This window comes from Duganella sp. Leaf61, assembly GCF_001421905.1.
In the GTDB taxonomy this organism is placed as follows: domain Bacteria; phylum Pseudomonadota; class Gammaproteobacteria; order Burkholderiales; family Burkholderiaceae_D; genus Rugamonas; species Rugamonas zoogloeoides.
Map to the genome: position 1 here is coordinate 104,427 of NZ_LMLM01000002.1, position 26,590 is coordinate 131,016.

Below are 26,590 nucleotides of genomic sequence, written 5' to 3' on the forward strand. Positions count from 1 at the left end.
GCCTTCAATCGTTATCGCCGGGCTGGCCTGAGCGCTGGCGCGGTCCTCAGTCACGTGCGGTCCTGGCCAGGCACAGGTCGCCCCAGGCTTTGGCCTTGTCTTCCGGTCGTGCCAGCAGGTCGTCCGGGTGGTAGGTGGCTACCACTGGCAGGTCGCCGTAGCGCATTACTTTGCCGCGTGCAGCCGGGCCCATCATCAGGCCCCTGGCGGCGAACTGGCCGAAGGTCATCGCCATGGTGGCGCCGGTCAGTGCCAGTTCGCGATCGAGGTATGGGCGGCAGGCGGTCAATTCGTCGGCGGTCGGATTGCGCTGGGCGCCGTCGTCCGTCGCTGGCCGGCATTTGACCAGGTGGGTGACGTACACATCGGCCTCGGGTTTGAGCGCGATGGCCTTGAACATATTGTCCAGCAACTGGCCGGCGTCGCCCACCAGCGGGCGAATCTCGGTTTCATCGAGCGCCGAGGGGCCAGTGGCGATCGCCAGCCAGGCCGCCTGTTCGGGACCACGGCCATTGACGGCGTTGCGACGCGTGGCGGCGAGCGGGCAGCGGGTGCAGTTCGAGACCGCCGATTGCAAAGCAGGCCAGTCCATGGCAGCGATGGCCTCGTCGGTGACTGGTTGCGCCGGTTGCGTTGGACGCGGACGCGGCGGTGGCGGCATGGCGGCCGGCACATCGTCGAACCAGGCGGTCGATTCGTCGTCGGACGCGACCACGGGCGACGTGGCCGGATGCCGTGCTGGCAGCGGGGCCGGAACCGGAACCGGGGCCGAAACCGGGGCTGGCCCCGACGCGTGCTCAGGCGCCGAAGTTGACCTGTCCGCAGGCGATTGGGCCCCGGCGACTGGCATAGCCGGAGCGGGTGTCGTTGGCCGAGCGGCCGCATTCGCGCCGGGTGACGCCAGCGTGGACGTTGACGACCACGCGGCGGCATCTGCTGTGGCCGGTGCCGACGGGGGCGTCGGTGGCCAGGCGGCAGCATCTGCCGAGGTTGGCGCCTGCGTAGATGTCGATGACCGGGCGGCTGGCGCGGCGGCCGTCGCAGCAGGTAACGGCGTTCGAACTGGCGCGGTTGGCGCACCCGGCGTCACCGCCACGGGCGCGTCCATGCCCTCGTCCGCAGCCGCCGCACCGGCAGCAGCCGCGTCGGCACCATTGCCCGGCGCCAACGCCGTCCCGGCATGGCGCAACGTCCATAGCGCGCCAACGCCCATTTCCTGCAGAAACACTGCATTGCGGGGAGAGACGCTCATAAGTCGAACCGCATCACGATGGCGTCCTCGCGTAACTGGTTCGCTGCCGGGTAGTAACCCTTGCGGCGACCGATCTGTTTGAATCCGTAGCGCTCGTAAATCGCCAGAGCGCGCGTGTTGGACGGCCGCACTTCCAGCAGCACCGATTCCATGCCGAGTCCGCGTGCGCAGGCCACCGACTGGTTCAGCAGCAGGTGGCCGACCCCCTGCCCCTGCCGGTCGGCCGCCACTGCCACGTTGAGCAGGTGCGCTTCATCGACCATCGGCATCAACAGGAAATAGCCGAGCAGCACGCCACCGTGGTCGCGCAGCACCCAGGCGTGGTAGCCGCTGGCAAGCGAATCGGCAAAATTGGCCATGCTCCACGGGTGCGGATAGACGCTTTGCTCGAGCGCCAGCACCTCGTCCAGGTCGGTGCGCTGCATCGGCTCATACACCAGCCGCGCCAGGTCCCACGCCTGCTTCATGCGCCACCCGCCGCTTTGGCAGCATTGATGTCGCGCCGCTCGGCCTGGGTGTAGGCAACCTTGTTACGCAGGTACAGCGGTTGCGCTTCGGCCGCCGTCACCGTGCGGCCGGCGGCCAGCGCCAGGCTGGCCAGTTGCGCGATCTGTTCGGCATGCGGCATGATTTCGGCAACATTCCCAGGGGAGCCATCGGCCATCCCGGCAAACGCGTCGGCATACGCCGACAAGCCATTGCCGCAGAAGACCGGCGCCCCCTGCGCCTGCACCGCGCCCGGCGCCGACAGTACGGCCGGCTGCACCACCTGCGGCGCGGCCAGCACGGCACCGCCATCAAAACGATATTGCGCCCAGTACACCTCACCCATGCGGGCGTCGAGTACGGCCAGCACGTCGGTGGCGCCCTGGCGCTGGTGACAGGCCAGGGCCATGGCGTCGAGCGTGACGACAGGCACGACCGGCAGATTGGCGCCAAAGGCCAGGCCCTGGGCCACGCCGCAGGCGGTACGCACGCCGGTAAACGAGCCGGGGCCGGAACCGAAGGCAACCGCGTTGCAGTCCTTGAGGGTGATGCCGGCTTCGGCCAGCAGCTCCTGGATCATCGGCAAGACCGACTGGGAATGGGTGCGCACGCCAGAGGACGCGCGGCTGATCACGGTGTCGCCGCGCAACAGGGCAACCGAGGCCGCCTCGAACGACGTTTCGACGGCAATAATGACGGGATAAGCGGAAATTGTAGGCATGCCGCATTTTAACCCGGTACGGCGGCCGGCGCGACCCTGCGTCGGGATGTAAAATACCGGTTTGGACCGCCGAGAACGCCGCCAACACCATGTACAGCATTACCCTCAATTCCGATAACCGCGAGCAAGTAGCCGCTGCGCTGGCCGGCGACCGCTGGATCGTCGCCTGCCTGTGCGCCGCCTGGTGCGGCACCTGCGACAGTTATCAGGCCAGTTTCGAGAGCGTGGCCGCGCGCCACCCCGATAAACTGTTCCTGTGGATCGACATCGAAGACCATGCCGACGTCGTTGGCGACCTCGACGTGGAAAACTTCCCCACCCTGCTGATCCAGCACCACGAACTGGTGGCCTTCTTCGGCACCATGCTGCCCGACCCGGCGTTGGCGCACCGGCTGGTGCAGGCGCAAACCGACATCTCCGATGCCGACATGACGGAAATGATCGTCAACAGCGAAGAACGCGCGCGCTGGCAGCGCGAGTGCAATCTGCGCGCGCTGCTGCGCAACGCTCTCGGCTAAATTGATAGCGTCAACGGCAAGCTGCGCAAGCGCTGGCCCGTCAACTTGAACACGGCGTTGGCCACGGCCGGCGCCACCGGCGGCACGGCCGGCTCGCCCATCCCTTCCGGATGCGCGGCGCTGGCCATGATGATGGTGTCCACCACCGGCGCCTGGTTCAGCCGCACCACCGGGTAATCGTGGAAGTTGGACTGTTCCACCTTGCCGTCCTTGATGGTCACCGCGCCAAACAGCGCCGCCGACAGGCCGAACACCACGCCCGATTCCGCCTGCTGGGCGATGAGGTTGGGATTGACCGCCAGGCCACAATCAATCGCGCACACCACGCGGTGCACGCGGATCTCCGAGCCCTCCACCGATACCTGCGCCACCTGCGCCACGATGGTGCCGAACGACTGGTGCAGCGCCACGCCGTGCGCGCGGCCCTCGGGCGCGGCGCCGGCACGAGCCACCGCCGCATCGAGCACCGCCAGGTGGCGCGGGTGACGCGCCAGCAGCGCGCGGCGGAACGCCACCTCGTCGCGGCCGGCGGCGTGCGCCAGTTCGTCGATGAAGCTCTCCTTGAAAAACGCGTTGTGCGAATGGCCCACCGAGCGCCAGTAACCGAGCGGCACGGCGCTGTCCACGATCACGTCGCGGATGCGCTGGTTGGGCAGTTCATAAGGCATGTCGAACGCACCTTCGGCCGTGGTCTTGTCCGGCCCCGCCGCCGGCAGCCCGAGGTTGCGCTTGAAGAACTGGTGCGACACCGACCCGCTGGCCGATTTACAGTCGAACCCGAGCACGTGGCCCACGCCGTCGAGCGTGGCGGAAAACCGCGCCAGCGCTGCCGGGCGATAGACGTCGTGGCCGGTGTCATCCTCGCGCGACCAGATGGTTTGCACCGGCACGCCATCCATCACGCGGGCAATCGCCACCGCCTGCGCCACCATATCCACGTCCAGCCGGCGGCCGAAACCGCCGCCCAGCAGGGTCACCTCCAGCGTCACCGCATCGGGCGAAACGCCGGCCGCCTGCGCTGCCGCCTTCACCGCGAAACCGGGCGACTGCGTGGGCGCCCACAGGTGCACCTTGCCATGATTCACCTGCGCGGTGCAGTTGATGGGCTCCATGGCCGCATGCGCGAGGTACGGCGCGCGGTACTCGGCGCCGATGGTCGTGGCCACGTTGCTCCCCTTGCCCTCGACGATATCCATATCGCCCGCCTGGTGATAGGCGTGGCCCGCTTCCCGGTCCAGGCTGGCGGCAAAGCCGGCAAACACCGCCTCGCTCGACAGCCCGGCATGAGCGCCGTCGCGCCAGGTGATCACCAGCGCCAGCGCGGCCTGTTTGGCCTGCCACCAGCTGCGCGCCACCACGGCCACCCCGGCGCCGGCGCCGGCCAGGTGCGCGATGGCGCCGGAAAAATCGACCACCCGCAGCACGCCCGGCATCTTCAACGCAGCCGACGAATCGACCGAGGCGATCACGCCGCCGATCACGGGCGCCATGCGCACTGCCGCATACACCATGCCGGGCGGGCGCACGTCGATGCCGAAGACCGCGCTGCCATCGACTTTCGACGGCGTGTCGCGGCGCGGCTGCGCGCGGCCGATCAGCGTGAAATCCTGCGGTGACTTGAGGCGCACCGCGCCTGGCTGCGACGTGGCGGCGGCAGCGGCCAGCGCACCGTAGGCCAGCTTGCGCCCGTCCGCGTGCAGCACGTGGCCGTTCCCGGTGCGGCAATCGGCTACCTGCACGCGCCACTGGCTGGCGGCAGCGGCCACCAGCATGGCGCGCGCGGCGGCGCCGGCCTCGCGCATCGGCAGCCATGCATCCTTGACGCTGGACGAGCCGCCGGTAATCACGATACCCAGCTCGCGCGCGACCTTGCCCACGATCCAGCGCGTACCCGCCTGGAGCGCGCCATCGTCATCGGGGTGGAACGGCAAGCCGTCCTGCAGCATGGCAATGTTGCCGAAGATGGCGTCCAGCGGCGCCTGCACCAGCCGTACCGAGGCCAGCGACACGTCCATCTCTTCGGCCACCAGCATCGGCAGCGCGGTGTGTACACCTTGCCCCATCTCGCAGCGCGGCATGGCGATGGTGACGCTGCCATCGGGCGCGACCGCCACCCAGCCGTTGAGCGCCACGGCGCCATCGGTCAGCGGCAGCGGATTTGACGCATGCAGGCGCTGGCGCGCGGGCAGCACACCCCATCCCACCACCAGTGCTCCCACGGCGGCACCGGCGGATACTGCGCCGAACAGGAAACGTCGTCGGGAAAGTTCAGACATGCCAGCGCGCCAGCAAATCTGCAGGACTGAGCGGTTTGCCATACAAATAGCCCTGCGCCAGGCGGCAGCCGTGGCGCAGCAGGAAGGTTGCCTGCTCCTTGGTCTCCACGCCTTCGGCAATCACCGACAAGTTCATGCTCTTGCCGAGCTGGATGATGGCAATCGCGATCGCCTCGTCGTTGGCGTCGGTAGAGATATCCTTGATGAACGAGCGGTCGATCTTGAGCGTTTGCACCGGCAACTGCTTCAGGTACGCCAGCGACGAATAGCCGGTGCCGAAATCGTCGATCGCCAGCGCCACGCCGATCGCGTGCAGGTCGTTGATGAACACCATGGCGTCGCCGGTGTTCATGATCACCGATTCGGTCACTTCCAGTTGCAGGCGCTGCGGCGCCAGCCCGGTATCGGCCAGGATGTCGGCCACCAGGTTGACGATGCCGCCGCGCTCGAACTGGCGAGCCGACAGGTTGACCGCCATCTTGGGCACATGCAAGCCAGCTTCCTGCCAGCGGTTCATCTGCCGGCACGCCTCGTGCAGCACCCATTCGCCGAGCTGGTTGATGAAGCCCGTGTCTTCGGCCAGTGGGATGAAACGCACCGGCGGCACCAGTCCCAGCTCCGGGTGATTCCAGCGCACCAGCGCTTCCACGCCGATCAGGCGGCCGGTGTCGATTTCCACCTGCGGCTGATAGGTCAGGAAGATCTCGTTCTTTTCGATCGAGCGGCGCAGATAGGTTTCCAGGCGCAGGCGCTCCACGCCCTCGCCCGTCATCGACGGCATATAGAAGCTGTAGCCGTTGCGCCCGCGCGCCTTGGCCTGGTACATGGCCACGTCGGCATTGCGGATCAGCATATTGAGGTCGCTGGCGTCGTCGGGGAACAGGCTGATGCCCACGCTGCACGTGACAAACAATTCGTGGCCCGCCACCTGGAACGGCTGGTCGAACATTTGCACCAGCTTTTCGGCCACGTGCGCCGGGCCGTAATGGCTGCCCACGTTTTCCAGCAAAACAATGAATTCGTCGCCGCCCAGGCGCGCCAGGGTATCGCCCTCGCGCAGGCGTTCGAGCAGTGCGCGCGCAACCTGCTTGAGCAGCTCGTCGCCGATATGGTGGCCCAGCGTGTCATTGACGTTTTTAAAACGATCGAGGTCGATGAACAGCAGCGCCAGCTGTTCGCCATCGCGGGTGGCGCGCTGCAAGGCATGCTGCAGGCGGTCGTTGAACAGCAGCCGGTTGGGCAGCGCGGTGAGCGGATCGTGGTGGGCCAGGTGGTCGAGCTTGTCCTGCGACTCCTTGGCGCGGGTGATGTCGCTGAACACGCCCACGTAGTGCGTGGCCCGGCCACGGCTGTCGCGTACCGCGCTGACCGTGAGCCATTCGAGGTAAACGTCGCCGTTCTTGCGGCGGTTCCACAATTCCCCCTGCCAGAAGCCGGTGTCCAACTGCTCGCGCCACATCTCGTCATAGAAGCTTTGTTCGTGGCGGCCCGAGCGCGTGAGCATGTAGTCGCGGCCGATCGCCTCGGCCGCCGTGTAGCCGGTGATCTGGGTAAATGCCGGGTTGACGGTGACGATGGTGCCTTGTGCATCGAGCACCACCACGCCGTCGGCAATGTGTTCGATCACGGTGGCCGACAGGCGCAGCTTTTCCTCGGCCTCCTTGCGCTCGGTGATGTCGGCGTACACCCAGATGCTGCCCTCGTTGGCGCACCGGTGGTCGAGCGCATAGCCGCTCACCATGCACCAGAACGAGCTGCCGTCCTGGCGCAGGTAATGGCGCTCTTCGTTGAAGTAGTTGCCCTCGGACAGAGACGGATACTGGCGCGCGCCGGCCGACTCGAAATCGAACGACGTCGGGAACAGGATCGCGGTCGATGAGCCGACCATGGCGCCGGGCGCATAGCCGAACAGTTCCTCGCAGCGGCGGTTGACCGAGACGATGTGGCGGTTCCGCACGAACATCACGCCGAACATCACGTTGTCGAGGATGGCGCTTTGCTCGGCCAGCAGCGCCTCGATGCGCATCTCATTGTGTTTGCGCTCGCTGATGTCGGCCATGATGCCGTCCACCCACAGCGGGTTGTGGCCGTCGCCCGCTTGCGGCTGGCCGTTTTCCGCCAGCCAGCGCTCGGTGCCGCTGGCATCGATGATGCGGTACTCGATCTGGTACGGCTTGCCGCTGGCAAGCGCGTTCGCCACGGTGCGGCGGTGGCGCTTGCGGTCGTCGGGCGCGATCAGGTTGGTCCAGCTGTCGGTAGTGCCGCGCATGAACTGCCTGGCCGGATAGCCGGAAATTTCCTCGATGGCGTCGGAGACGAATTCGATCGGGCCGTCGGGCCGGTAGCGGAACACCGCGCCCGGCACCTGGGTGACGATGGTGCGGAAGCGCTCCTCGCGCTGGCCGATATCCTCGAACAGGTGCTTGATCGCCACCCGCATCTGTTCCAGCTGCAGCGACAGGCGGCCCAGCTCGTCGCGGCCGCGCACGGTGAGCTGGGTATCGAAGTCGCCGCGCGCCAGGCGGTCGGAAAAGCCGGTGAGCTTGCGCAGCGGCCGGATCAGGCGGGCATTGAGGAAAAGCACGATCAGCACCAGCGAGACCATCAGCTGGGCGGCCAGCACCAGCACGTACGACCATTGTTTTTCACGCAAGTCCTGCTGGCTGCGGGCGTCGTCCATCTCGACCGTGATGCGGCCGATGCGCTCGCCGCGCACGGTGATTTCGCGCTCGGCGCGGTAAATATTGCTGGTGGGCTTGCGCGGGGAATCGACATGCATGAACTGGGTATCGGCCTGGCCCACCACCTCCACCCGCACTACCGATTTGTCGCGCATGACCGATTCGACCAGCGAATGGGCCGATTCGGCATTCATGTTCCACAGCGACTCCTGCATGCCCAGCGCCAGGATGTCGGCATTGCGTTGCAACGACTCGTTGAGGGCGATGCGTGCCGACTCCTTCTCGTGCACACCGATCAGCACGTAGCTGCCGATGGCAGCCGGCACCACCAGGCCGCCGAACACGACTGCCAGCAGCGCGCCATAGATCGACGAACGCGGCAAACCACGCAAAGCCCCGAGCCGGACACGCAAGCGTTCGATGGCCTTACCCATGCACGGGCGAACAAAGTTGCGGTATCAAATGGCGCAAATGAAAAGGAATGGGCATCGTCGGAAATGTGAGCGTTGCAAAATATTACCTTTCAGAATTATGCACGTAAACCGCCGTCAAAAAACGGTCATGCAAGCAAAAATCGTGACGACAGGCTAATATCGCGGCTCCCTGTCAACATATGGAAAGCTCCAATGACCACTTTTTCGATCTACTCCGCCTCGATTCCAGCATTCAAGCAGATTCTCAACAGCCTGCATAACATCCTGGGCAAGGCCGAAGCGCACATCGCCGACAAGAAGATCGACCCGAACGCCCTGCTGCAATACCGCCTGTTCCCGGACATGCTGCCCTTCACCCGCCAGGTGCAGATCGCCTGCGATTTCGCCAAGGGCGCAGCCGCCCGCCTGGGTGGCCTGGACGTGCCATCGTACGACGACAAGGAAGTGACGTTTGCGGAACTCAAGCAGCGTATCGAGAAAACCCTGGCCTACATCGACAGCGTGCCGCAGGACGCCATCGAAGGCAGCGAAACGCGTGCAATCACCACCGGCAGCGGCGAGAAAACCAAGCACTTCACCGGCCAGACGTACCTGTTCCATTACGCGCTGCCGCACTTCTACTTCCATGCCACCACCGCGTACGACATCCTGCGCCATAACGGTGTTGAGGTGGGCAAGAAGGATTACATCGGTACCTATTGATACCGGCGATACCGGTTTATTTGTTCCGGCGCGGGTAGCCCTGCGCCAGGATGCGTTGCCAGACCAGCTCTTTCTGCTCGGCCGTCATCGATACCCAGTGCGCCACTTCGACCACGGTGCGCCCGCACCCGCGGCACACGTCGTCGAACGTGGTCGAGCATACGGCCACGCATGGCGTGTCCGGGCGTTCGGGCAGGTCGTCGTTGCTGCCTGCGCTCATGCCTTGTCAGCCATCAGCTTGTCCCAGCCGTCGTGGCCCAGCGCGCGGATGGTGTCCATGTTCTTCTCGAAAATCTCGGACGCTTCCGGGAACGCTTCCACCGCGCGGTCGATGCTCTCTTCGCGCAGCAGGTGCAAGGTCGGGTACGGCGTGCGGTTGGTGTAGTTCTCGATGTCGTTCTTGTCGGTGTCGGCGAACTGGTAGTCCGGGTGGAAGCTGGCCACCTGCAGGATGCCGTCGAGGTCCATGTCTTCCAGCGCGGCATCGGCCACGTCGAGGAACTCGTTGTAGTCCTCGAAGTCTTTCAGCGCATGCGGGTGGATGATCAGCGTGGTGTCGAGCTTTTCCGGGTCTGCTTCGGCCAGGTGCTCGAGTTCTTCCATCAGCTTTTCCAGCAGCGCCTCCGGCGTGGTCGCCTCGCTCACCACGTAGCGCACCTGTTTCTTGATGTGGACTGCCTTGGCAAACGGACACAGGTTCAAGCCAATTACGGCTTTTTCCAGCCAGTGAACGGTGTCGGCAACGACAGCGTCGTGATCGAGGACGGGTGCGGAGGTACTCATGGTGCGATTCCTTGTTTCAAACTATGCAAAGACGAGATTGTACGCACTCTTGGCGACGACCGATACTTCATGCATTTTGCCTCGATCACATCCTTATCTACCGGCAACTATTCCTTATAATGAAGTCACGTGATTGACATAATCCTTGACGCGCATCGACGAGCTTCGTACACTCCACGTTTATTTCATGGTCCACTCGATGTTGGTTCAACAACAGCAATGGAAAACTATGCAAGCACGCAACCGTAATAACCGTCATCACGCAGCGGCCCTGGCCGCGTTCCTGGCCCTGCTGGCGCCGTTTGCCAGCCATGCCCTCGAACACGACCTCGACGACGCCCACGTTCTGACACCGATTACCGCAGCATCGCTCAGCACCCTGCCTTCCCTGCCGAAAACCTCCATCTCCGACATTGCCGTCTCGCTCAAAGCCAGCAAGCCTGCCCGCGCCGACGACGAGTACCACGAAAAAGATCTCTGGGGCCGCATCCGCAGCGGCTACGCGATCCCCGACCTGAACAGCGAACTGGTCACCCGCCACACTACCTGGCTCAGCACCCGCCCCGACCACATCGCCAGCACCAGCGCGCGCGCTTCGCTGTACCTGTTCTACGTGGTGAGCGAGCTGGAAAAGCGCGGCATGCCGACCGAGCTGGCGCTGCTGCCGTTCATCGAATCAGGCTTCAACCCGCAAGCGCTGTCGCGCGCCAACGCAGCCGGCATGTGGCAGTTCGTGCCGGGCACCGGCCGCGACTTCAACCTCAAGCAGGATGCGTTCAAGGACGAGCGCCGTGGCGTAATGGAATCGACCGATGCCGCCCTCACCTACCTGCAGCGCTTGAATGACATGTTTGGCGACTGGCAACTGGCGCTGGCCGCGTACAACTGGGGCGAAGGCTCGGTGCAGCGCGCCGTGGCCCGCAACCGCGCCGCCGGCAAGCCCACCGATTTCGAGAGCCTGTCGCCGCTGATGCCCACCGAAACGCGCGAGTACGTGCCCAAGCTGCAAGCGATGAAAAACATCATCGGTAACCCGAGCCAGTACCGAGTGAGCCTGCCGATCATCGACAACACGCCGTACTTCACGGCAGTGGACAAGACCAGCGATATCGACATGACCATCGCTGCCCAACTGGCGGAGCTGTCGATCGACGAATTCAAAGCCCTGAACCCGCAATTCAAGCGGCCGGTCATCACCGGCGACGAGCAGACCAAGATCCTGCTACCCAAGGAAAATGCCGACAAGTTCCACCTGAACCTGGCGCAGTGGGGCAAGGAATTGTCCACCTGGACCGTGCACAAGATTACCAGCGCCAAAGAAAACATCAGCTCGCTGGCTTCGCGCTTCCACACCACGCCGGACGTGATCCGCCAGGCCAACAACTTGCCGCAGCGTTCGCTGCTCAAGGCCGGCTCTACCATCCTGGTGCCGAAAATCGCCACCGGCACTTACACCGACATCGCGCCCGAAGTGGCCGACAACGCCACCGTGGCCTTCGAGACCGAGCGCACCGTGAGCAAGTCTGGCTACAAGCGCGCCGGCGCCAATGCCGGCAGCAAGTCCGGCCCGGTGTCGCTGGTCAAGGCACGCGTCTCGCGCGACTCGATCAAAACCAGGAACCGCAAAAAAAGCAATTAATTCACGCCAACCGATGTGGCAGGCCGCGCGCCGGTGCGCGGCCTGTGAAGAATTCTTGCAGTCGCGGCAGACACGCCCTACAATCTCGGACTTGCGTGTCCGGCAATAGCCAACCACACAGTACAAAACAACCCCCCACTGCCGTCGCCCTGCAGGCTCTGAGCCAGCACGGGGGCGCAGTCGCAATTGGAGTCATTATGGCGTTCCTGCAAGGCAAAAAAATCCTCATCACTGGTTTGCTGTCGAACCGTTCCATCGCTTACGGTATCGCCAAGGCTTGCCATCGCGAAGGCGCCGAACTGGCATTCACCTACGTTGGTGAACGTTTTAAAGACCGCATCACCGAATTCGCCGCCGAATTCGACAGCAAGCTGGTGTTCGACTGCGACGTCGGCAGCGACGAGCAAATCGACGCGCTGTTCGCCGACCTGGGCAAAAGCTGGTCGCACCTGGACGGCCTGGTCCACGCCATCGGCTTCGCCCCGCGGGAAGCGATCGCCGGCGAATTCCTCGACGGCCTGACCCGCGAGAACTTCCGCGTAGCCCACGATATCTCGGCCTACAGCTTCCCGGCCATGGCCAAGGCCGCGCTGCCGCTGCTCAAAGAAGGTTCGTCGCTGCTGACCTTGTCGTACCTGGGCGCCATCCGCGCCATCCCGTACTACAACACCATGGGCCTGGCCAAGGCCTCGCTGGAAGCGTCGGTACGCTACCTGGCCGAGAACCTGGGCAAAAAAGGCATCCGCGCCAACGGCATTTCGGCTGGTCCGATCAAGACCCTGGCCGCTTCGGGCATCAAGGACTTCGGCAAGCTGCTCGGCTTTGCCTCGTCGCACGCGCCGCTGCGCCGCAACGTCACCATCGACGAAGTGGGCAATACCGCCGCCTTCATGCTGTCGGACCTGGCCTCGGGCATTACCGGCGAGATCACCTATGTCGATGGCGGCTTCTCGCACGTGATGGGCCTGAACGCGGAAGATTACCTGTAATCTTGCCTTAAAGATAGTTAGCAGCACCGGCCGGGGGCGCTTTTCGAAGCGCCCCCGGCCTCGTTTATACTGTGCACCTGTACAGACCGCCCTAACTGCTGTATAGTCCTGTTTGTGCGCTGCAATGAGCGCGTCGCAAATCAAGCAGCGGCGCCGATTGTTCAGCCAGGATTTATTAGCAGCTACGCAGCCCTTGCGCATCATCCTGATGTCGCTAAAGCCCTCCCGCCTCTGGTGTCGCACCTGACACCGTCCCGGCGCAAAGCTTTTGTGCCGAAATTTCTTTCGATTTTGATTGAGTCATTTCGTTTTGGTAGGCGTTGCTATTTCGCGTTCCGCTCAAGCGTGAACGCAGATTTTTACGAAAGAACAGCATGACATTTGAAGCACTTGGTCTCAACACGTCCATCATTAAAGCCCTGACCGATTCCGGCTATACCGCGCCGACCCCGGTTCAGCAGCAGGCTATTCCTGCGGCCATCGCAGGCAAGGACTTGTTGGTATCCTCGCAAACCGGTTCCGGCAAGACCGCAGCATTCATGCTGCCGTCGCTGCACCGTTTGTTCGCATCCGAGCCGGCAGCTGCCGGCAAAACGCCAAACCAGGAAATGCAGGCAGCCCGCGCCCGTGGCGAGCGTCCGCGCTTCAAGGCCGCCCAGCCAAAAATGCTGGTGCTCACGCCTACCCGCGAACTGGCCCTGCAAGTGACCACCAACACCGACAAGTACAGCGTCAACCTGCGCCGTATCAAGGCCGTCTCGATCCTGGGCGGCATGCCTTACCCTAAGCAGATGCAACTGCTGGCCAAGAATCCTGAAATCCTGGTAGCCACCCCTGGCCGCCTGATCGACCACATGGAATCGGGCAAGATCGACTTCTCGCAACTGGAAATCCTGGTGCTGGACGAAGCCGACCGCATGCTGGACATGGGTTTCATCGACGACATCGAAAAAATCGTTGAAGCAACCCCATCGACGCGCCAGACCATGTTGTTCTCGGCCACCCTGGACGGCGTCGTGGGCAATATGGCCCGCCGCATCACCAAGGATCCGCAGGTCATCCAGATCGTCAGCGCTGCCAACAAACACGAAAACATCACCCAGACGGTGCACTTCGTCGACGACCTGTCGCACAAGAACCGCCTGCTGGACCACCTGCTGCGCGACGAGTCGCTCGACCAGGCAGTTGTTTTCACCGCTACCAAGCGTGACGCCGACACCATCGCCGACCGCCTGAACATCGCCGGCTTCTCGGCTGCCGCACTGCATGGCGACATGCACCAGGGCGCCCGTAACCGCACGCTCGACAGCCTGCGTCGCGGCCAGGTAAAAATCCTGATCGCTACCGACGTTGCCGCCCGCGGCATCGACGTACCGACGATCACCCACGTGTTCAACTACGATCTGCCGAAGTTCCCGGAAGACTACGTCCACCGCATCGGCCGTACCGGCCGCGCCGGTCGTAACGGCCGGGCGATCTCGCTGGTCAACCACGCCGAAGGCATGAACGTCAAACGCATCGAACGCTTCACCAAGCAACTGATTCCGGTGAACGTGGTCGAAGGCTACGAGCCGAAGAAATCGGGCATGGCACCACGCTCGACCTCGCGTCCAGGCGGCTGGAAACCAGGCGACAACCGTGGCGGCGCCAAGCCGGGCCAACGCAGCTTCAGCAATCCTAACGCACCACGCAAGGAAGGCTCGGGCGGCGGCTACAAGGGTAGCAACCCGCGCAGCACCGACGGCGCCCGTCGCAGCTACGGCGATCGTTAATCGCGATTTGCAAGCTGACTAGGTATCAGAGCATGGCCACCGGAGCGATCCGGTGGCCATTTTTATTTGGGCGCGCGGTTGCTTACGCGTGGAGGTGCTTTTGGGCTACCATGCATGTCACATCCCATCCTCTACCGAAAGTTTTATCGTTGACTGCCCGTATTCTTTTCCGGCTTGCCGGCGCACTGTGGCTGGCAGTTGCCGCCCTGCCCTCCGCCACGGCGGCACCCACTGCACAGGCATTGATGGCGCAAGCACGCGTGGCCGTGGGTGGCGAGGCATGGCGCAACGTCACGACGCTGCAGACGCAGTTCGTGCGCAGCTATGGTGGCAATGGCGGCAATATGGGTAATGACGATCACGAGGAAGCCGGCAGCAGCGACCTCGATTTCGTCAGCGGCCGCTACGCGCAGCGGATTCCGTCGTCGGCAGTGGCGCGGCAGATGTCGCGCTCGGACGGGCGCGATTTCTGGCAGCAGCGCATGGGCCGCGTGGAAAAGCTCGACGCCGCTGCGCCCAATCCCGAACAATACCTGCGCCGGCAATCGTACGGCTGGTGGTTCGCGCGCGGCAATGGCAAGGCAAGCAAGCTGGAACTGCGCGGGCCGCGCCGGCATGGCGGTGTCGATTACGCCGTGGTGCAGGTGACACCGCAGCGCGGCGCACCGTTCGACTTCTGGATCAACACCGCCACCGGCCGCGTGGAGCGGCGCCAGGAAGTCGTCGATGGCAAACTGCTCACCGTCGATTACCGCGATTTCCGCCAGGTGGACAAGGTCATCATGCCGTTCGAGGAACGCACGCGCGACGGCCGCGACCAGCGCGATGAAGACGTGCTCCGCGTAACCAGCATGGTGCTGAACCGCCCCACTGCCCAACTCGACTTCACGCTGCCGGCGCCGGCTGCCATCGACGGCTTCGGCGCCGGACGGCGGTCGGTGACGATACCGTTCGAGCCGTGCCAGGCACACATCTGCGTCGCGCTGACCTTGAACGGCCAGGGACCATTCCGCTTCATCCTCGACACTGGCGCGCGCAACGTCATCAGCAACAAGCTGCACCGGCGCTTGCAGCTGCCCGTGCAGGGCGTGGCCGTATTGTCCGGCATGGGACCGCAAAGCGAGCGCGGCATGCTCACCACCATCAACCAGATCGGCCTGGCCGGCCTGACCCTGAACCAGCAGGCATTCTTCACCAGCCCCACGCTCGACAACCTGCCCATCGACGGCACCATCGGCTACGAATGGCTGTCGCTCACGCCCACCCGCATCGACTACGCGGCGCGCCAGATCACGTTTTACGATCCCAGGGATTTCGTTTATCGTGGCGCGGCCACGGCCATCCCGCTCACCTTCCACGACCGCACGCCGCAAGTGGCGGCCAAGCTCGACGGCTTGCCCGGCATGTTTACCATCGACACCGGCAGCGACTATTCGCTGACGATGAACCAGTCGTTCGTGGAGCGCCATGGCCTGGTGGCCAAATACGGCGCCGGCGACGTGGTGCAAACCGCGCAAGGCATCGGTGGCAAAAGCCGGGTGCTGGCCACGCAAGGCAAACTGTTTGAAATCGGCGACGTGCGCATCGCCGACCCCACGCTGGAACTGGCAACCCACGCCGGCGGCCTGCTCAATGGCACGACTGGCACCGCGATTGCCGGCAACATCAGCAACGGCATCCTGCGCCAGCTCGACATCGTGTTCGACTACCAGGGAGGCAAGCTGTACCTTACCCCCAATTCGGCCAGCTCGAGCAACAAAGCCGACGCCACCAACTAGCACTTAATCAAGCACTTAACCAAGCATCCAACCTAGCCAGCCATGCCAACAATAATAAAATCGCCAGCAAGCCCAGCGTTCTCGCGCTACCAGAAAATCGTCGTCGCCCTGCTCGCCTTCCTGCAGTTTGCCGTGATCCTCGACTTCATGATCATGTCGCCGCTGGGCGCGGTGATCATGCCGGCGCTTGCCATCGGTCCCGCCGAATTCGGCCTGGTGGTCTCGGCCTATGCGTTCAGCGCCGGCATTTCCGGCTTGCTCACGGCTGGATTTGCCGACCGTTACGACCGCAAAAAGCTGCTGCTGTTCTTTTATACGGGTTTTATCCTCGGCACCGTGTGGTGCGGCCTGGCGCAGAGTTTCGAGGCGCTGGTGATCGCGCGCGTGGTGACCGGCCTGTTCGGCGGCGTGATCGGGTCCGTGGTGCTGGCGATTGCCACCGACCTGTTCGCACCTTCCATGCGGGGCCGCGTGATGGGGCTGATCCAGACCGCGTTTGCGGCCAGCCAGGTGCTCGGCATCCCGATCAGCATTTATCTGTCCAACCACTGGGACTGGCATGTGCCGTTCCTGGCGCTGGCCGCTTTCGGCCTGGTCGGTGGCCTGGTGGTGGCGTGGCAGATGGAGCCGGTCAATGCCCACCTGGACAAGCCACAGGAACACAGCCCCTGGATGCACCTGTATCACACGGTCAAAGTGCCGCACCACCTGCTGGCGTTTGCCACCACCGCCTTGCTGACCATGGGCGGCTTCATGCTGATGCCGTTCAGCAGCGCCTACATCGTCAACAACCTCGGCATCGACATGCAGCATTTGCCCACCGTGTACCTGGTCACCGGCATTTGCACCATCTTTGCCGGGCCGATGATCGGCCGCATCGCCGACAGGCGCGGCAAGTTCCCGGTGTTTTTGTTCGGCACCATCGTCTCGATCGTTACCGTGGTGATCTATACCCACCTGCCGCGGATCTCGCTGCCGGTGCTGATCGTGCTCAACGCGATCATGTTCGTGGGAATATTCTCGCGCATGATCCCGTTCCAGGCGCTGGCAGCCTCGATCCCTCCCCCCACCCAGCGCGGCGCCTTCAACTCCATCAGCGCGTCGCTGCAGCAGCTGGCCGGCGGCGTGGCGTCGGTGGTGGCCGGACACATCGTCAGCCAGGGCGCCGATGGCCGCCTGCAACACTTCGATGTGATCGGCTATTTGATGGTGGCGACGTCGCTCGGCTCGTTGGTGCTGGTGCGCATGCTCGACCAGCGCGCGCAGGCCCAGGCTTGAGCGTCAGCGTTCCCTGACGATACCGCGATACACCAGCCAGGTTGCCATCAGGCTGATGGCGCCGGCGCCGGCCATCCAGTAGCCCGGGGCGGCCTTGTCGCCAGTGCTTTCGATCAGCAGGGTCGAGACCAGCGGCGTCATGCCGCCAAACAGCGCGGTGGCCAGACTGTAGGCCAGCGAGAAGCCGGTGGTGCGCACGCTGGCCGGGATGATTTCCGTCAGCGCGACGATGGTGGCGCCGTTGTAGCTGCCATACAGAAACGACAGCCACAACTCGACCATCACCATGTTCTGGAAACTCGGATGACCTACCAGCCAGGACAGCACCGGGTACGCGGTGGCCATCGTCAGCCCCGAGCATACGGCCATGATCGGCCAGCGGCCAATGCGGTCCGACAAGGCGCCCATCACCGGCAGCCAGATAAAGTTGGACAAGCCCACGCACAGCGTGACCAGCAGGCTTTCCTCGGTACTGAGCTTGAGCACGGTCTTGCCGAAGGTGGGCGTGTATACCGTGATCAGGTAGAACGCCACCGTGGTGAGCACGATCAGCATGGTGCCTGCCACCACCAGCGGCCAGTTCAGGCTGATGGTCTTGAGCATCTGGCGGAAGGTCGGGTGCGACTTGCGCGCCAGGTATTCCTCGGTTTCCTGCAGCGAGCGGCGGATGTAGAACACTACCGGGATGATCGAGCAACCGATGAAGAACGGAATACGCCAGCCCCAGTCGGCGATGAAGGCCGGGCTCAAGGTCTCGTTGAGGAAGTAGCCCAGCGCAGCGGAGAAGATGATGGCCACCTGCTGGCTGGCCGACTGCCAGCTCACGTAATAGCCCTTGTTGCCGGGCGTGGCCATCTCGGACAGGTACACCGACACGCCGCCAAGTTCCACGCCGGCGGAAAAGCCTTGCAGCAGGCGGCCTATCAGCACCAGGAGCGGCGCCATCAGGCCGATGGTTTCATAGCCGGGCACGAAGGCAATCAGCGCCGTGCCGGAGGCCATGATGGCCAGCGTGAGCACCAGGCCCTTGCGGCGGCCGATGCGGTCGATATAACTGCCGAGAATGATCGCGCCCAGCGGACGCATGAAGAAACCTGCGCCAAACGTGGCAAAGGTCATCATCAGCGCAGCGTATTCGCTGCTGGCGGGGAAGAACGCCTTGGAAATATACGTCGCATAAAAGCCGAACAGGAAAAAATCGTACATTTCGATGAAGTTCCCGCTCGTGACACGGATCACGGTCGCGATGCGCGACGGCGCGCGCGCGGGTTTGGCGGTGGAGTGAATAGCCATTGTTTTCTGATACCTGTGACTTGTTAAAAAAATTGTTTAATGCAGCGGTGGCTGCGGCTTGGCCGCCGGCTCCAGCCCGGTAGCCGCGATGGCACTGGCATGGTCGGGCGATGACAGGAATTTCAGCAAGGCGCGCCCGGCTTCAGGCTGCTTCGCATCGCGCACCAGCGCTGCCGAAAACTCGGTCATCAGCTGCACGTCCGCCGGCAGCAGGCCGACGATCTCGATGCCTTCGACCGGCAGCAGTTCGCTGCGCTGCTGGCAGCCGAAATCGGCCTGGCCATGAGCGACGATGTCACCGACCGGCGTGGCCGGAATTTTCGCCGCCTTGCCCTGCATCTGCTCCACGATGCCCAGCTTCTTCATCAGTTGCTTCTCGATGTATTCGCCGCTCGCGCTATCCGAATACGCGACCTTGTTGGCTTTCAGGAAGGCATTGCGCAAGCCCTCGGTGGTGCCGATGTCGGGCTTGGGCGTGCCGCGCCGCACCGCGCAGGCGATCGGGGAGTTGGCCAGCACGACTTTGCTGCCAGGGACGAGCTTGCCTTCAGCCATCAGCTTGTCGAGCGCATCGCCGACCATGATGACAACGTCGATCGGTTCGCCGCGCGCCAGCCGCGCCGGAATCGCCTTGGCCGTGGTGCCCATCGACGGCCCCCACTCGGACACCAGTTGGTCGCCGCTGGCGCGCTCGTAGTCGGCCGCCAGGTTTTTATACGCCTGGGCGAAACCGCCCGAACTGACCACGCGGATCTCGGCGGCCTGGCTCCCGCCGGCGGCCATCAGCGCAAGCGCAACGAGCAGAGGGCGGGATTGGCGCCACAGCATAGGTTGAAGCATCATCATGATCTCCTGTGATTAAAATTTTTCCATCAGACCCACGGTCAGGCCCAGGCCATGGCGGTCGTTGGCACGCGTGCCGGTGACACCGGCGGCATCGCCGCGCCACAAGGTGTAGTCCGATTCGAGGTAGACGGTGGTGCGTGGCGACAGTGATTTTTCCAGGTAGGCAAAGGCGCGCTGGAAGCCGTCGTTCACGCGGCCGGTGGTGGCGCGCCGCACCTGGTAGTACGCGGTTGTCAGCAGCAGGTCGGGCATCAGCTGCCGGCTCACGCCACCCGATAACACGCGCTGGTGCACGGTCTGGCCGGCACCGGTGTCGGCGCGGTGATAGCCGGCGTTGGCCTTGAACTGCCAGTCATTGAGCTGGCAGGCGGCGCCCAGCGACGCGGCGTCGAGCACGCGGTTGTCGCGGTTACGCAAGCGCATCGCCGCCCCGGACACGGCCACGCCCTCGTGCTGGTACGTCAATCCGGCCCCCCAGGTGGACAAGGGCGACGTGGCGCCGGCCGCCTCGCCAAAGGAATAGGCGGCACGCGCGACCACCGGCCCCAGGTTGGCGGTCACTTTGACAGTGTTATCGAGCCGATAAAAATTGTCGGCGTAGCCGCTGGTGCCGTATTGCTGGCCAAACGCCTGGCGGCCGAACGCGGTATTGCTCATGCCCGTGATGTTGACGTTGGGATTGAAGGACGCGTAGCGGATGCCGAGCGGGTCCACGGTGGAGAGTGCGTCGGAAATCAGGTTGGCCTGGCGGCCCAGGTACACCGATCCGAGCGGGGTCTTGAGGCCTACCCAGGCCTGGCGGTCGAACAACTTGTCGGACTTGGCGGAGCTGCCGGTGTCGAGATTGAGTCCGCCTTCCAGCCGGTACAGCGCTTGCCAGCCATTACCAAAGCTCTCCTGCCCGCGCAAGCCCCAGCGGCTGGTCTTGTTGACCCCGCTGCTGACGGTCGGCAGCGCGCCGCCGGCTGTCGGCGCGTTGTTGGCGCCCAGGTTGTCAACGTAGCGGATGCCGAGATCGGCGATACCGTAGAGTGCGTTGCCGTCCTGCGCCAGGCAGGTGCCGCTGGCTGCCAACAATAGCGCAAGCGTGTGACGAGGTCGCATCATGTCTCCATTTTTTCGATTGTGCCTTCTTGCCGAGGCTGATTAGTTTCCTATCATCGTAGAAATGGCATAATTTGATAATTGCAATTTTTCAAGGCATTAATGCATGGTGCGCATCAATTACGATCTTCATGATTTGCAGGCATTTGTCGCGGTGGCTGAACGCAACAGCTTTCGCCAGGCTGCCGCCGACCTGTTCATCTCGCAGCCGGCCCTGAGCCGCCGCATCGACAAGCTCGAGGAAGCGCTGGGTGTCAAGCTGTTCGAACGCACCACCCGGCGGGTGCAGCTGACCAATGTGGGCCAGGCATTCCTGGTCAACGTACGCGATGCGCTCAACGGCCTCGAGGATGCTGTGCTGGGCGTGGCCGACCTTGCTGCGCACCGTACCGGCACCGTCACGCTCGCCTGCGTGCCGTCGGCCGTATGGCATTTCCTGCCGGAAGTTTTGCAGCGCTTCACTGCGCAATTTCCAAAGATCCGCGTCCGCGTGCACGACGAGAGCGCACAGGATGTGCTTAACCTGGTACTGACCGGCGCGGCCGATTTCGGCATCTGTTTTACCGGAGCCGAAAACCCCGAAATTCATTTCCAGCCGATTTACGTGGAAAGCTATGTGCTGGCGATGCGCCATGACCACCCGCTGGCCAGGCGCAAAAAGCTGAGCTGGAAGGACACCGTCGATGAACGCTACATCTCGGTGGCAAAGTCGAGCGGCAACCGCAGCGTGCTCGACGCCGCGTTGGCCGGCGTGGAAAAGCATCCGTGGATTTCGTGCGAGATCAACCATGTATCGGGCATTCTCGCGCTGGTGGAATCGGGGCTGGGCGTGGCGGCGGTACCGGGGTTGTCAATTCTGGCGGGACGGCAAGGCGCTGTTGTCGGCGTGCCGCTGGTCAATCCCGCCGTCAAGCGCACACTGGGTTTGATCACCAGGCACCATCATGCGATGCCACCGGCGTCACGCACATTGTTCGATATGCTCAGCCGCAGCATCACCAAGCTGTCGCGAAAAGCGTAAGCGATGTGTGCGCTAACGCACACTACTGCCGCATGATCAAATATGACCAGAGTTTCACTACATTCAAATCACATATAAAAAAGTTCAATAAAGTTTCCATGTAGCACTATTTCATTTATAATTCCGGGCATTACACGATTAACTGATATCTCGAAATGGAGTAAGTGCATGAACCCCAGGAATATGGATGCAGCCTGCCTGCGCGCCCTGCGCCGCCGTGGCCACTCGGATGCGACGATCATCGCCATGAGCCCTGAAGAAGCGTTTTGCGAGTATTGCGCCTATCACGGCATCATGAACTTGCAGCCGAACACGCTGCAAATGCTGGACAAACTGCGCGATGCGCCGCCGAAGCAGCAGTTGGCGAATTAGCAGCGGACGCACCCGGAAAGAAAAAAACCACCTGCGGTTGCCCGGAGGTGGCTTCTTGAATAAGCAGTATCCGCTTACTTGTAAAACGCGGTGACCACGCCTTTGAGCTTGATCAGCATCGGGTTGCCGCGACGGTCGACTGCCTTGCCGGCTGGTACTTTGATCCAGCCTTCGCTGATGCAGTACTCGTCGACATCCATGCGTTCTTTGCCGTTGAAGGTGATGCCAACTTCGTGTTCGAACACGGCGGCAACGTGGTGCGGGCTGCGCGGGTCGATCGACAGGCGATCAGGCAGCGCAGGCTGTTGTGGGGTTTGGATAGGTTCGTTCATCCCGTAATTATATCAGCTGGTTTTGACGATCAACTGCGCCGCGCGCCGCAATTTCGGATACACCATCGGCACTGTCAGCATGGTGCTGGCAATGGCCATCAACAGCAGCGCGGTAAAGGTCTCGTTGGTGATCAGGCCCTTGTCGAGCAGGATGTTGGAAAAGATAATCATGATCAGCGCCTTGGTCTGCAACAGCCAGCCGATGATGGACGCTTCGCCCTGCCCCCACTTGAGGATGCGGCCGGCGATGTGGGTGCCGATCAGCTTGCCCGATAACGATGCCGCCAGCAGCACTGCCGCCGCGATGAACACGGCCGATCCGCCCACCGCCCAGTTGGTGCGCAGGCCGGCGCTGAGGAAGTACACGGGCATGATGGTGATCAGGACGGTCTGGCGCATGAAGTCCAGCCGCTGCTGGGCGAACCAGTGCGCATCCATCACGGCGCCGGCCAGGAACGCGCCCACCATGTAGTGCAAGCCGGCCCAGTCGGCCGCGAACGATACCGCCACCAGCCAGATCAGCGCGACAAACCAGCGGTCGCGCTCCTCGAGCCTGGCCATCAACATGCGGAACAGCCGGGTGGCAACGATGAACACCAAGATAAAACCCAGCTGGCGCGTCACGCGGTCCCAGTCGAGCATGATCACGGCCAGCACCGCCCAGATGGCGATGTCGTCGAGACTGGCGTAGCGCAGGATGCGCTGGCCGATGTTCTCGCGCAGGATCTCGAGCTTTTCCATCAGCAAAATCAGGATCGGCAGCGCCGTCACCGCGCACGCCATGCCCACGCCAAGCACGAACTGCCACGACTGCGCCCTGGGGCCGATCCAGCCGGCGAAACCCAGCATGCCGGTGGCGGCGATGCAACCGAACAGCAGCGGCGTGCCCAGCGCCAGGCTGGCGGTAATCGTGCTCTCGCGCCGGTGCTCCCACGCCTTTTTCAGATCGAGTTCGATCCCGGCCAGCATCACGAAAATCATCACCGCCCACCAGGCGATGCCGTTGAGCGATTGCACCACCTGGGGATTGAACACGAAGCTGTAGTACTCGGGATAGGCGCGGCCCAGGATGCCGGGCCCGAGGATCACGCCGGTGATGATCTGCACGATCACCAGCGGTGCGTAATAGTCGGTGCCGCCCACGCGCCAGATCAGGTAGGGCACGGCAAAAATCAGCAGCATCGCGATCAGGAAAATTTCGGTAGTACCCATGTGCATGGTGGTGTCCCCGTATTTTTATGGATTATGAAAACGTTATCATAGCCATCTTGGCGTAACGAATAAACAAATAATTACTTGCTTAATCAAGCATTAATCACGTAGTATTCAAGGAATGGATAACCAATCAAGGAGCATGTGATGGAACACGACAATCGGCCGGTGGCGCCCAGCCTGGAATTCACCCTGCGCCTGGCCCGCGCGCAAGCCACGCTGGTACGCCGGCTCGACCAGGTGTTGGGCGGCTACCACGGCATCAGTTTCGGTGACTTCATGCTGCTGCACTACCTGAGCCGCGCGCCGGGCGGCCGCCTGCGCCGGGTGGACCTGGCCGAGCGCCAGGGCCTGACCGCCTCCGGCGTCACCCGCACCCTGCTGCCGCTGGAAAAAATCGGCCTGGTCGAACGCCAGCAAGACCCGCGCGACGCCCGCGTGGCTTACGCCGCCATCACGCCCACTGGGCGCGAGCTGCTGGACAACGCGGTGGTGGTTGCCGAGCAGATCAGCCGTGACTTGCTGCGCAGCTGCCCGCCAGCGCAGTTGAGCGAGATGAGCACGGCGCTGGGCCTGATCGCCGGCATGAACGCATCCAATTCCTGACCTGCACACGAGAGGATCGCCATGGAAACCAAATGGCTCGAAGACTTCATCTCGCTGGTGGAGACCAATAACTTCAGCCGCTCGGCCGCGCTGCGCCATGTGACGCAACCGGCGTTCTCGCGCCGCATCCAGTCGCTGGAAAACTGGCTCGGCACGGACCTCGTGGACCGCACGTCGTACCCCACCCGCCTGACCCCGGCCGGCATCGTGTTCTATGAACAGGCGCTGGAGATGCTGGCGCAGATCAACGGCGCGCGCGACATGCTGCGCTCCAAGCGCGCGGCCGCGCAAAACAGCATCGACCTGGCCGTGCCGCACACGCTGTCGCTGACGTTCGTGCCCAAGTGGCTCACTGCGCTGGAAACCGATTTTGCACCGATCAACAGCCGGCTGATGGCGGTCAACGTCCACGACGCCGTGCTGCAACTGGTGGAAGGCGGCTGCGACCTGCTGCTGTGCTACCACCATCCGCGCCAACCGGTGCAGCTCGACCCGTCGCGCTACGACATGCTGGTGCTGGGCCGCGAATCGCTGCGCGCCTACGCCCGCTGCGACAAGAACCGCGTGCCGGAATTCGTGCTGCCCGGCACCCGCAAGGCGCCGCTGCCGTTCCTCTCGTACACCAACAACGCTTACCTTGGCCGCATGGTGGAACTGATCCTCGGCGACGCCAGGCCGCCGCTGCACCTGGAACCCCACTACGAAACCGACATGGCCGAAGGCCTCAAAATGATGGCGCTCGAAGGCCGGGGCATCGCATTTTTACCCGAGTCGGCGGTCACGCGTGAACTCAAACAAAAGCAGCTGGCGCGGGCCGACAACAACAGCGCCGACTGGGAAATCGAGATGGATATCCGCCTGTACCGCGAGCGCCCCTCGGCCCAGCGGCGCGGCAAGGCCATCGTGGGCCGCCTGTGGGATTTCCTCGAGCAGCGCCAGAACGAGAAGGCGCCGCGCCGGCGCGTGCCAACCTCGGAGAGATAGCCTCAAAGATAGTAAAAATAATGTAACTATGCGTCTTTTGCATAACCGGATGCGCAGACGGCATTGGCCGCTTCTGCGGCGCAGTCCTATGATTCGACACACTGGAACAACGCCAAAAGCACGGTTCCAATATAACGAATTCTTGACGAATCCACAGGAGCACACGCATGACCACCGCGCACCAGCAGCACGTATTGCCTTCCTACCTCAATCCCGACGACCTGGGTCCATGGGGCGTCTATCTGCAGCAGATCGATCGCGTGACGCCGCATCTCGGCTCGCTGTCGCGCTGGGTGGAAACCCTCAAGCGCCCCAAGCGCATCCTGACGGTCGATGTGCCGATCGAACGTGACGACGGCACCATCTCGCACTACGAGGGTTACCGCGTGCAGCACAATATGTCGCGTGGTCCGGGCAAGGGCGGCGTGCGCTTCCACCAGGACGTGACGCTGTCGGAAGTGATGGCCCTGTCGGCGTGGATGACGGTGAAAAATGCGGCGGTCAACGTGCCGTACGGCGGCGCCAAGGGCGGTATCCGCGTCGATCCGAAAACCCTGTCGCGCAACGAACTGCAGCGCCTCACCCGCCGCTACACCAGCGAAATCAGCCTGATCATCGGACCGAACAAGGACATCCCGGCACCGGACGTCAACACCAACGAACAGGTGATGGCCTGGATGATGGACTCGTACGCCATGATCGAGGGTAACCTGTCCACCGGCGTGGTGACCGGCAAGCCGATCTCGCTCGGTGGCTCGCTGGGACGGCGCGAAGCGACTGGCCGTGGCGTATTCGTGGTGGGCCGCGAAGCGGCAGCGCAGCGCGGCGTGGCCATCGAAGGCGCCCGTGTCGCCATCCAGGGCTTCGGTAACGTGGGCGGCGTGGCCGGCACCATGTTTGCGGACGCCGGCGCCAAGGTGATCGCCGTGCAGGACCATACCGGCACCGTCGTCAACCAGGGCGGCCTCGATATCGCACAGTTGCACAAGCACGTGGCCGAAGTGGGCAGCGTTACCGGCTTCCCAGGCGCCGAAGCCTTCCTGGACCGCGACGCCTTCTGGGGCATCGAGTCCGACATCCTGATTCCGGCCGCGCTGGAACAGCAGATCACGGCGGAAAACGCACCGCGCATCCGCACCAAGATCATCCTGGAAGGCGCCAACGGCCCGACCACGCCGGAAGCGGACGACATCCTGACCGACAAGGACGTGCTGATCGTGCCCGATGTGCTGGCTAACGCCGGCGGCGTAACTGTGTCATACTTCGAATGGGTACAGGACTTCTCAAGCTTCTTCTGGAGCGAGGACGAAATCAACGCCCGCCTGACGCACATCATGCAAGACGCCTTCAAGTCGGTATGGGCCGTGTCGCAGGAGAAGAAGGTAACGCTGCGCACCGCGACCTTCATTCTTGCCTGCACCCGGGTGCTGCAGGCCCGCGAAGTTCGCGGTCTGTACCCTTGATGTAACGAACAGCTTCACATTGCGCCTGCACCGGTTCACGCCCGTGCA

Annotated in this window: 24 protein-coding genes; 12 read left to right on the plus strand and 12 right to left on the minus strand. The window is 63.4% G+C overall.

Annotated features, from left to right (window positions below; genetic code table 11):
- Window positions 1-46 precede the first annotated feature (46 nt).
- Genes ASF04_RS26495 through tsaB form a run of 3 tightly spaced genes read right to left on the minus strand, consistent with a single transcriptional unit; the run spans window position 47 to window position 2,459 of the window.
- Window positions 47-1,252: a uracil-DNA glycosylase gene (locus tag ASF04_RS26495; protein WP_229204913.1), complete on the minus strand. Its 1,206-nt coding sequence runs from the start codon at window positions 1,250-1,252 to the stop codon at window positions 47-49.
- Complete coding sequence (gene rimI, locus ASF04_RS04715; RefSeq protein WP_056138605.1) at window positions 1,249-1,719, minus strand: ribosomal protein S18-alanine N-acetyltransferase; 471 nt, start codon at window positions 1,717-1,719, stop codon at window positions 1,249-1,251. Before rimI ends, ASF04_RS26495 begins: the two co-directional genes overlap by 4 nt.
- Window positions 1,716-2,459, minus strand: a complete 744-nt coding sequence (gene tsaB, locus ASF04_RS04720; RefSeq protein ID WP_056138606.1) for a tRNA (adenosine(37)-N6)-threonylcarbamoyltransferase complex dimerization subunit type 1 TsaB — start codon at window positions 2,457-2,459, stop codon at window positions 1,716-1,718. The genes rimI and tsaB overlap by 4 nt, the downstream gene beginning before the upstream one ends.
- Window positions 2,460-2,548: 89 nt before the next feature.
- On the opposite strand from tsaB, the gene ASF04_RS04725 reads away from it, so the two are divergent.
- Window positions 2,549-2,977 carry a thioredoxin family protein gene (locus ASF04_RS04725; protein WP_056138607.1) on the plus strand — a complete coding sequence of 143 codons (429 nt, stop codon included), beginning with the start codon at window positions 2,549-2,551 and terminating at the stop codon, window positions 2,975-2,977.
- Here ASF04_RS04725 and ASF04_RS04730 read toward each other — a convergent pair.
- Entirely contained in the window at window positions 2,974-5,253 is a 2,280-nt protein-coding gene (locus tag ASF04_RS04730; RefSeq protein ID WP_056138610.1) for a molybdopterin cofactor-binding domain-containing protein, read from the minus strand. The two genes, ASF04_RS04725 and ASF04_RS04730, sit on opposite strands and share 4 nt — an antisense overlap.
- The gene (locus ASF04_RS04735; protein WP_056138612.1) at window positions 5,246-8,368 is read right to left on the minus strand and encodes an EAL domain-containing protein; all 3,123 of its coding nucleotides are present in this window, start codon (window positions 8,366-8,368) and stop codon (window positions 5,246-5,248) included. The genes ASF04_RS04730 and ASF04_RS04735 overlap by 8 nt, the downstream gene beginning before the upstream one ends.
- A gap of 192 nt (window positions 8,369-8,560) precedes the next feature.
- Here ASF04_RS04735 and ASF04_RS04740 point away from each other — a divergent pair, with 192 nt between their 5' ends.
- Window positions 8,561-9,070: a DUF1993 family protein gene (locus ASF04_RS04740; RefSeq protein WP_019922105.1), complete on the plus strand. Its 510-nt coding sequence runs from the start codon at window positions 8,561-8,563 to the stop codon at window positions 9,068-9,070.
- A 16-nt stretch (window positions 9,071-9,086) separates the two neighbouring features.
- Here ASF04_RS04740 and ASF04_RS04745 read toward each other — a convergent pair whose 3' ends face one another.
- On the minus strand, window positions 9,087-9,290 hold the full coding sequence (locus ASF04_RS04745) for a DUF1289 domain-containing protein (RefSeq protein WP_019922104.1): 204 nt from the start codon (window positions 9,288-9,290) through the stop codon (window positions 9,087-9,089).
- Window positions 9,287-9,853: a DUF1415 domain-containing protein gene (locus tag ASF04_RS04750; protein ID WP_056138614.1), complete on the minus strand. Its 567-nt coding sequence runs from the start codon at window positions 9,851-9,853 to the stop codon at window positions 9,287-9,289. Before ASF04_RS04750 ends, ASF04_RS04745 begins: the two co-directional genes overlap by 4 nt.
- Before the next feature lie 229 nt (window positions 9,854-10,082).
- Here ASF04_RS04750 and ASF04_RS04755 point away from each other — a divergent pair, with 229 nt between their 5' ends.
- The 5 genes from ASF04_RS04755 (at window position 10,083) to ASF04_RS04775 (ending at window position 17,309) form a co-directional block, all read left to right on the plus strand.
- The gene (locus ASF04_RS04755) at window positions 10,083-11,492 is read left to right on the plus strand and encodes a transglycosylase SLT domain-containing protein (protein ID WP_056138615.1); all 1,410 of its coding nucleotides are present in this window, start codon (window positions 10,083-10,085) and stop codon (window positions 11,490-11,492) included.
- Between the two features lie 197 nt (window positions 11,493-11,689).
- Window positions 11,690-12,481, plus strand: a complete 792-nt coding sequence (gene fabI / locus ASF04_RS04760; RefSeq protein ID WP_056138617.1) for an enoyl-ACP reductase FabI — start codon at window positions 11,690-11,692, stop codon at window positions 12,479-12,481.
- A gap of 374 nt (window positions 12,482-12,855) precedes the next feature.
- Complete coding sequence (locus ASF04_RS04765) at window positions 12,856-14,253, plus strand: DEAD/DEAH box helicase (protein ID WP_056138619.1); 1,398 nt, start codon at window positions 12,856-12,858, stop codon at window positions 14,251-14,253.
- 149 nt (window positions 14,254-14,402) lie between these two features.
- On the plus strand, window positions 14,403-16,031 hold the full coding sequence (locus ASF04_RS04770; protein ID WP_229204914.1) for a retroviral-like aspartic protease family protein: 1,629 nt from the start codon (window positions 14,403-14,405) through the stop codon (window positions 16,029-16,031).
- Window positions 16,032-16,073: 42 nt separating this feature from the next.
- Entirely contained in the window at window positions 16,074-17,309 is a 1,236-nt protein-coding gene (locus ASF04_RS04775) for an MFS transporter (RefSeq protein WP_056138621.1), read from the plus strand.
- Window positions 17,310-17,312: 3 nt separating this feature from the next.
- On the opposite strand, the gene ASF04_RS04780 is transcribed toward ASF04_RS04775, so the two are convergent.
- From ASF04_RS04780 to ASF04_RS04790, 3 genes are read right to left on the minus strand one after another with little or no spacing between them, the layout of a single operon-like run.
- Window positions 17,313-18,602 carry an MFS transporter gene (locus ASF04_RS04780; protein ID WP_056138623.1) on the minus strand — a complete coding sequence of 430 codons (1,290 nt, stop codon included), beginning with the start codon at window positions 18,600-18,602 and terminating at the stop codon, window positions 17,313-17,315.
- Window positions 18,603-18,638: 36 nt separating this feature from the next.
- Window positions 18,639-19,445 (minus strand): substrate-binding domain-containing protein, encoded by an 807-nt coding sequence (locus tag ASF04_RS04785; RefSeq protein ID WP_056138887.1) that lies wholly within the window; start codon window positions 19,443-19,445, stop codon window positions 18,639-18,641.
- Window positions 19,446-19,460: 15 nt separating this feature from the next.
- Window positions 19,461-20,552, minus strand: coding sequence for a porin (locus tag ASF04_RS04790; protein ID WP_229204915.1), 1,092 nt, complete (start codon window positions 20,550-20,552; stop codon window positions 19,461-19,463).
- Window positions 20,553-20,658: 106 nt separating this feature from the next.
- Here ASF04_RS04790 and ASF04_RS04795 point away from each other — a divergent pair, with 106 nt between their 5' ends.
- Both ASF04_RS04795 and ASF04_RS04800 read left to right on the plus strand, forming a co-directional pair.
- On the plus strand, window positions 20,659-21,573 hold the full coding sequence (locus ASF04_RS04795; RefSeq protein ID WP_056138628.1) for a LysR family transcriptional regulator: 915 nt from the start codon (window positions 20,659-20,661) through the stop codon (window positions 21,571-21,573).
- A gap of 168 nt (window positions 21,574-21,741) precedes the next feature.
- Window positions 21,742-21,945, plus strand: coding sequence for a hypothetical protein (locus ASF04_RS04800; RefSeq protein WP_227012145.1), 204 nt, complete (start codon window positions 21,742-21,744; stop codon window positions 21,943-21,945).
- A gap of 74 nt (window positions 21,946-22,019) precedes the next feature.
- Here the strand turns inward: ASF04_RS04800 and ASF04_RS04805 are convergent, their stop codons facing one another.
- Complete coding sequence (locus tag ASF04_RS04805) at window positions 22,020-22,277, minus strand: DUF3297 family protein (protein ID WP_019922096.1); 258 nt, start codon at window positions 22,275-22,277, stop codon at window positions 22,020-22,022.
- Between the two features lie 12 nt (window positions 22,278-22,289).
- Window positions 22,290-23,495 carry a cation:proton antiporter gene (locus ASF04_RS04810; protein WP_056138634.1) on the minus strand — a complete coding sequence of 402 codons (1,206 nt, stop codon included), beginning with the start codon at window positions 23,493-23,495 and terminating at the stop codon, window positions 22,290-22,292.
- A gap of 141 nt (window positions 23,496-23,636) precedes the next feature.
- Between ASF04_RS04810 and ASF04_RS04815 the strand changes: the two genes are divergently transcribed.
- The 3 genes from ASF04_RS04815 (at window position 23,637) to ASF04_RS04825 (ending at window position 26,542) form a co-directional block, all read left to right on the plus strand.
- Window positions 23,637-24,095: a MarR family winged helix-turn-helix transcriptional regulator gene (locus ASF04_RS04815; protein ID WP_082488553.1), complete on the plus strand. Its 459-nt coding sequence runs from the start codon at window positions 23,637-23,639 to the stop codon at window positions 24,093-24,095.
- Window positions 24,096-24,116: 21 nt separating this feature from the next.
- The gene (locus tag ASF04_RS04820; protein ID WP_056138636.1) at window positions 24,117-25,079 is read left to right on the plus strand and encodes a LysR family transcriptional regulator; all 963 of its coding nucleotides are present in this window, start codon (window positions 24,117-24,119) and stop codon (window positions 25,077-25,079) included.
- Window positions 25,080-25,246: 167 nt separating this feature from the next.
- Window positions 25,247-26,542: a Glu/Leu/Phe/Val dehydrogenase gene (locus tag ASF04_RS04825; protein ID WP_056138638.1), complete on the plus strand. Its 1,296-nt coding sequence runs from the start codon at window positions 25,247-25,249 to the stop codon at window positions 26,540-26,542.
- Window positions 26,543-26,590 lie beyond the last annotated feature (48 nt).

Bases quoted from the DNA above. Each gene is read 5' to 3' on its own strand.
- ASF04_RS26495 (WP_229204913.1), bottom strand. From the start codon at position 1,252: ATGAGCGTCTCTCCCCGCAATGCAGTGTTTCTGCAGGAAATGGGCGTT.
- rimI (WP_056138605.1), bottom strand. From the start codon at position 1,719: ATGAAGCAGGCGTGGGACCTGGCGCGGCTGGTGTATGAGCCGATGCAG.
- tsaB (WP_056138606.1), bottom strand. From the start codon at position 2,459: ATGCCTACAATTTCCGCTTATCCCGTCATTATTGCCGTCGAAACGTCG.
- ASF04_RS04725 (WP_056138607.1), top strand. From the start codon at position 2,549: ATGTACAGCATTACCCTCAATTCCGATAACCGCGAGCAAGTAGCCGCT.
- ASF04_RS04730 (WP_056138610.1), bottom strand. From the start codon at position 5,253: ATGTCTGAACTTTCCCGACGACGTTTCCTGTTCGGCGCAGTATCCGCC.
- ASF04_RS04735 (WP_056138612.1), bottom strand. From the start codon at position 8,368: ATGGGTAAGGCCATCGAACGCTTGCGTGTCCGGCTCGGGGCTTTGCGT.
- ASF04_RS04740 (WP_019922105.1), top strand. From the start codon at position 8,561: ATGACCACTTTTTCGATCTACTCCGCCTCGATTCCAGCATTCAAGCAG.
- ASF04_RS04745 (WP_019922104.1), bottom strand. From the start codon at position 9,290: ATGAGCGCAGGCAGCAACGACGACCTGCCCGAACGCCCGGACACGCCA.
- ASF04_RS04750 (WP_056138614.1), bottom strand. From the start codon at position 9,853: ATGAGTACCTCCGCACCCGTCCTCGATCACGACGCTGTCGTTGCCGAC.
- ASF04_RS04755 (WP_056138615.1), top strand. From the start codon at position 10,083: ATGCAAGCACGCAACCGTAATAACCGTCATCACGCAGCGGCCCTGGCC.
- fabI (WP_056138617.1), top strand. From the start codon at position 11,690: ATGGCGTTCCTGCAAGGCAAAAAAATCCTCATCACTGGTTTGCTGTCG.
- ASF04_RS04765 (WP_056138619.1), top strand. From the start codon at position 12,856: ATGACATTTGAAGCACTTGGTCTCAACACGTCCATCATTAAAGCCCTG.
- ASF04_RS04775 (WP_056138621.1), top strand. From the start codon at position 16,074: ATGCCAACAATAATAAAATCGCCAGCAAGCCCAGCGTTCTCGCGCTAC.
- ASF04_RS04780 (WP_056138623.1), bottom strand. From the start codon at position 18,602: ATGGCTATTCACTCCACCGCCAAACCCGCGCGCGCGCCGTCGCGCATC.
- ASF04_RS04785 (WP_056138887.1), bottom strand. From the start codon at position 19,445: ATGATGCTTCAACCTATGCTGTGGCGCCAATCCCGCCCTCTGCTCGTT.
- ASF04_RS04790 (WP_229204915.1), bottom strand. From the start codon at position 20,552: ATGCGACCTCGTCACACGCTTGCGCTATTGTTGGCAGCCAGCGGCACC.
- ASF04_RS04795 (WP_056138628.1), top strand. From the start codon at position 20,659: ATGGTGCGCATCAATTACGATCTTCATGATTTGCAGGCATTTGTCGCG.
- ASF04_RS04800 (WP_227012145.1), top strand. From the start codon at position 21,742: ATGAACCCCAGGAATATGGATGCAGCCTGCCTGCGCGCCCTGCGCCGC.
- ASF04_RS04805 (WP_019922096.1), bottom strand. From the start codon at position 22,277: ATGAACGAACCTATCCAAACCCCACAACAGCCTGCGCTGCCTGATCGC.
- ASF04_RS04810 (WP_056138634.1), bottom strand. From the start codon at position 23,495: ATGCACATGGGTACTACCGAAATTTTCCTGATCGCGATGCTGCTGATT.
- ASF04_RS04815 (WP_082488553.1), top strand. From the start codon at position 23,637: ATGGAACACGACAATCGGCCGGTGGCGCCCAGCCTGGAATTCACCCTG.
- ASF04_RS04820 (WP_056138636.1), top strand. From the start codon at position 24,117: ATGGAAACCAAATGGCTCGAAGACTTCATCTCGCTGGTGGAGACCAAT.
- ASF04_RS04825 (WP_056138638.1), top strand. From the start codon at position 25,247: ATGACCACCGCGCACCAGCAGCACGTATTGCCTTCCTACCTCAATCCC.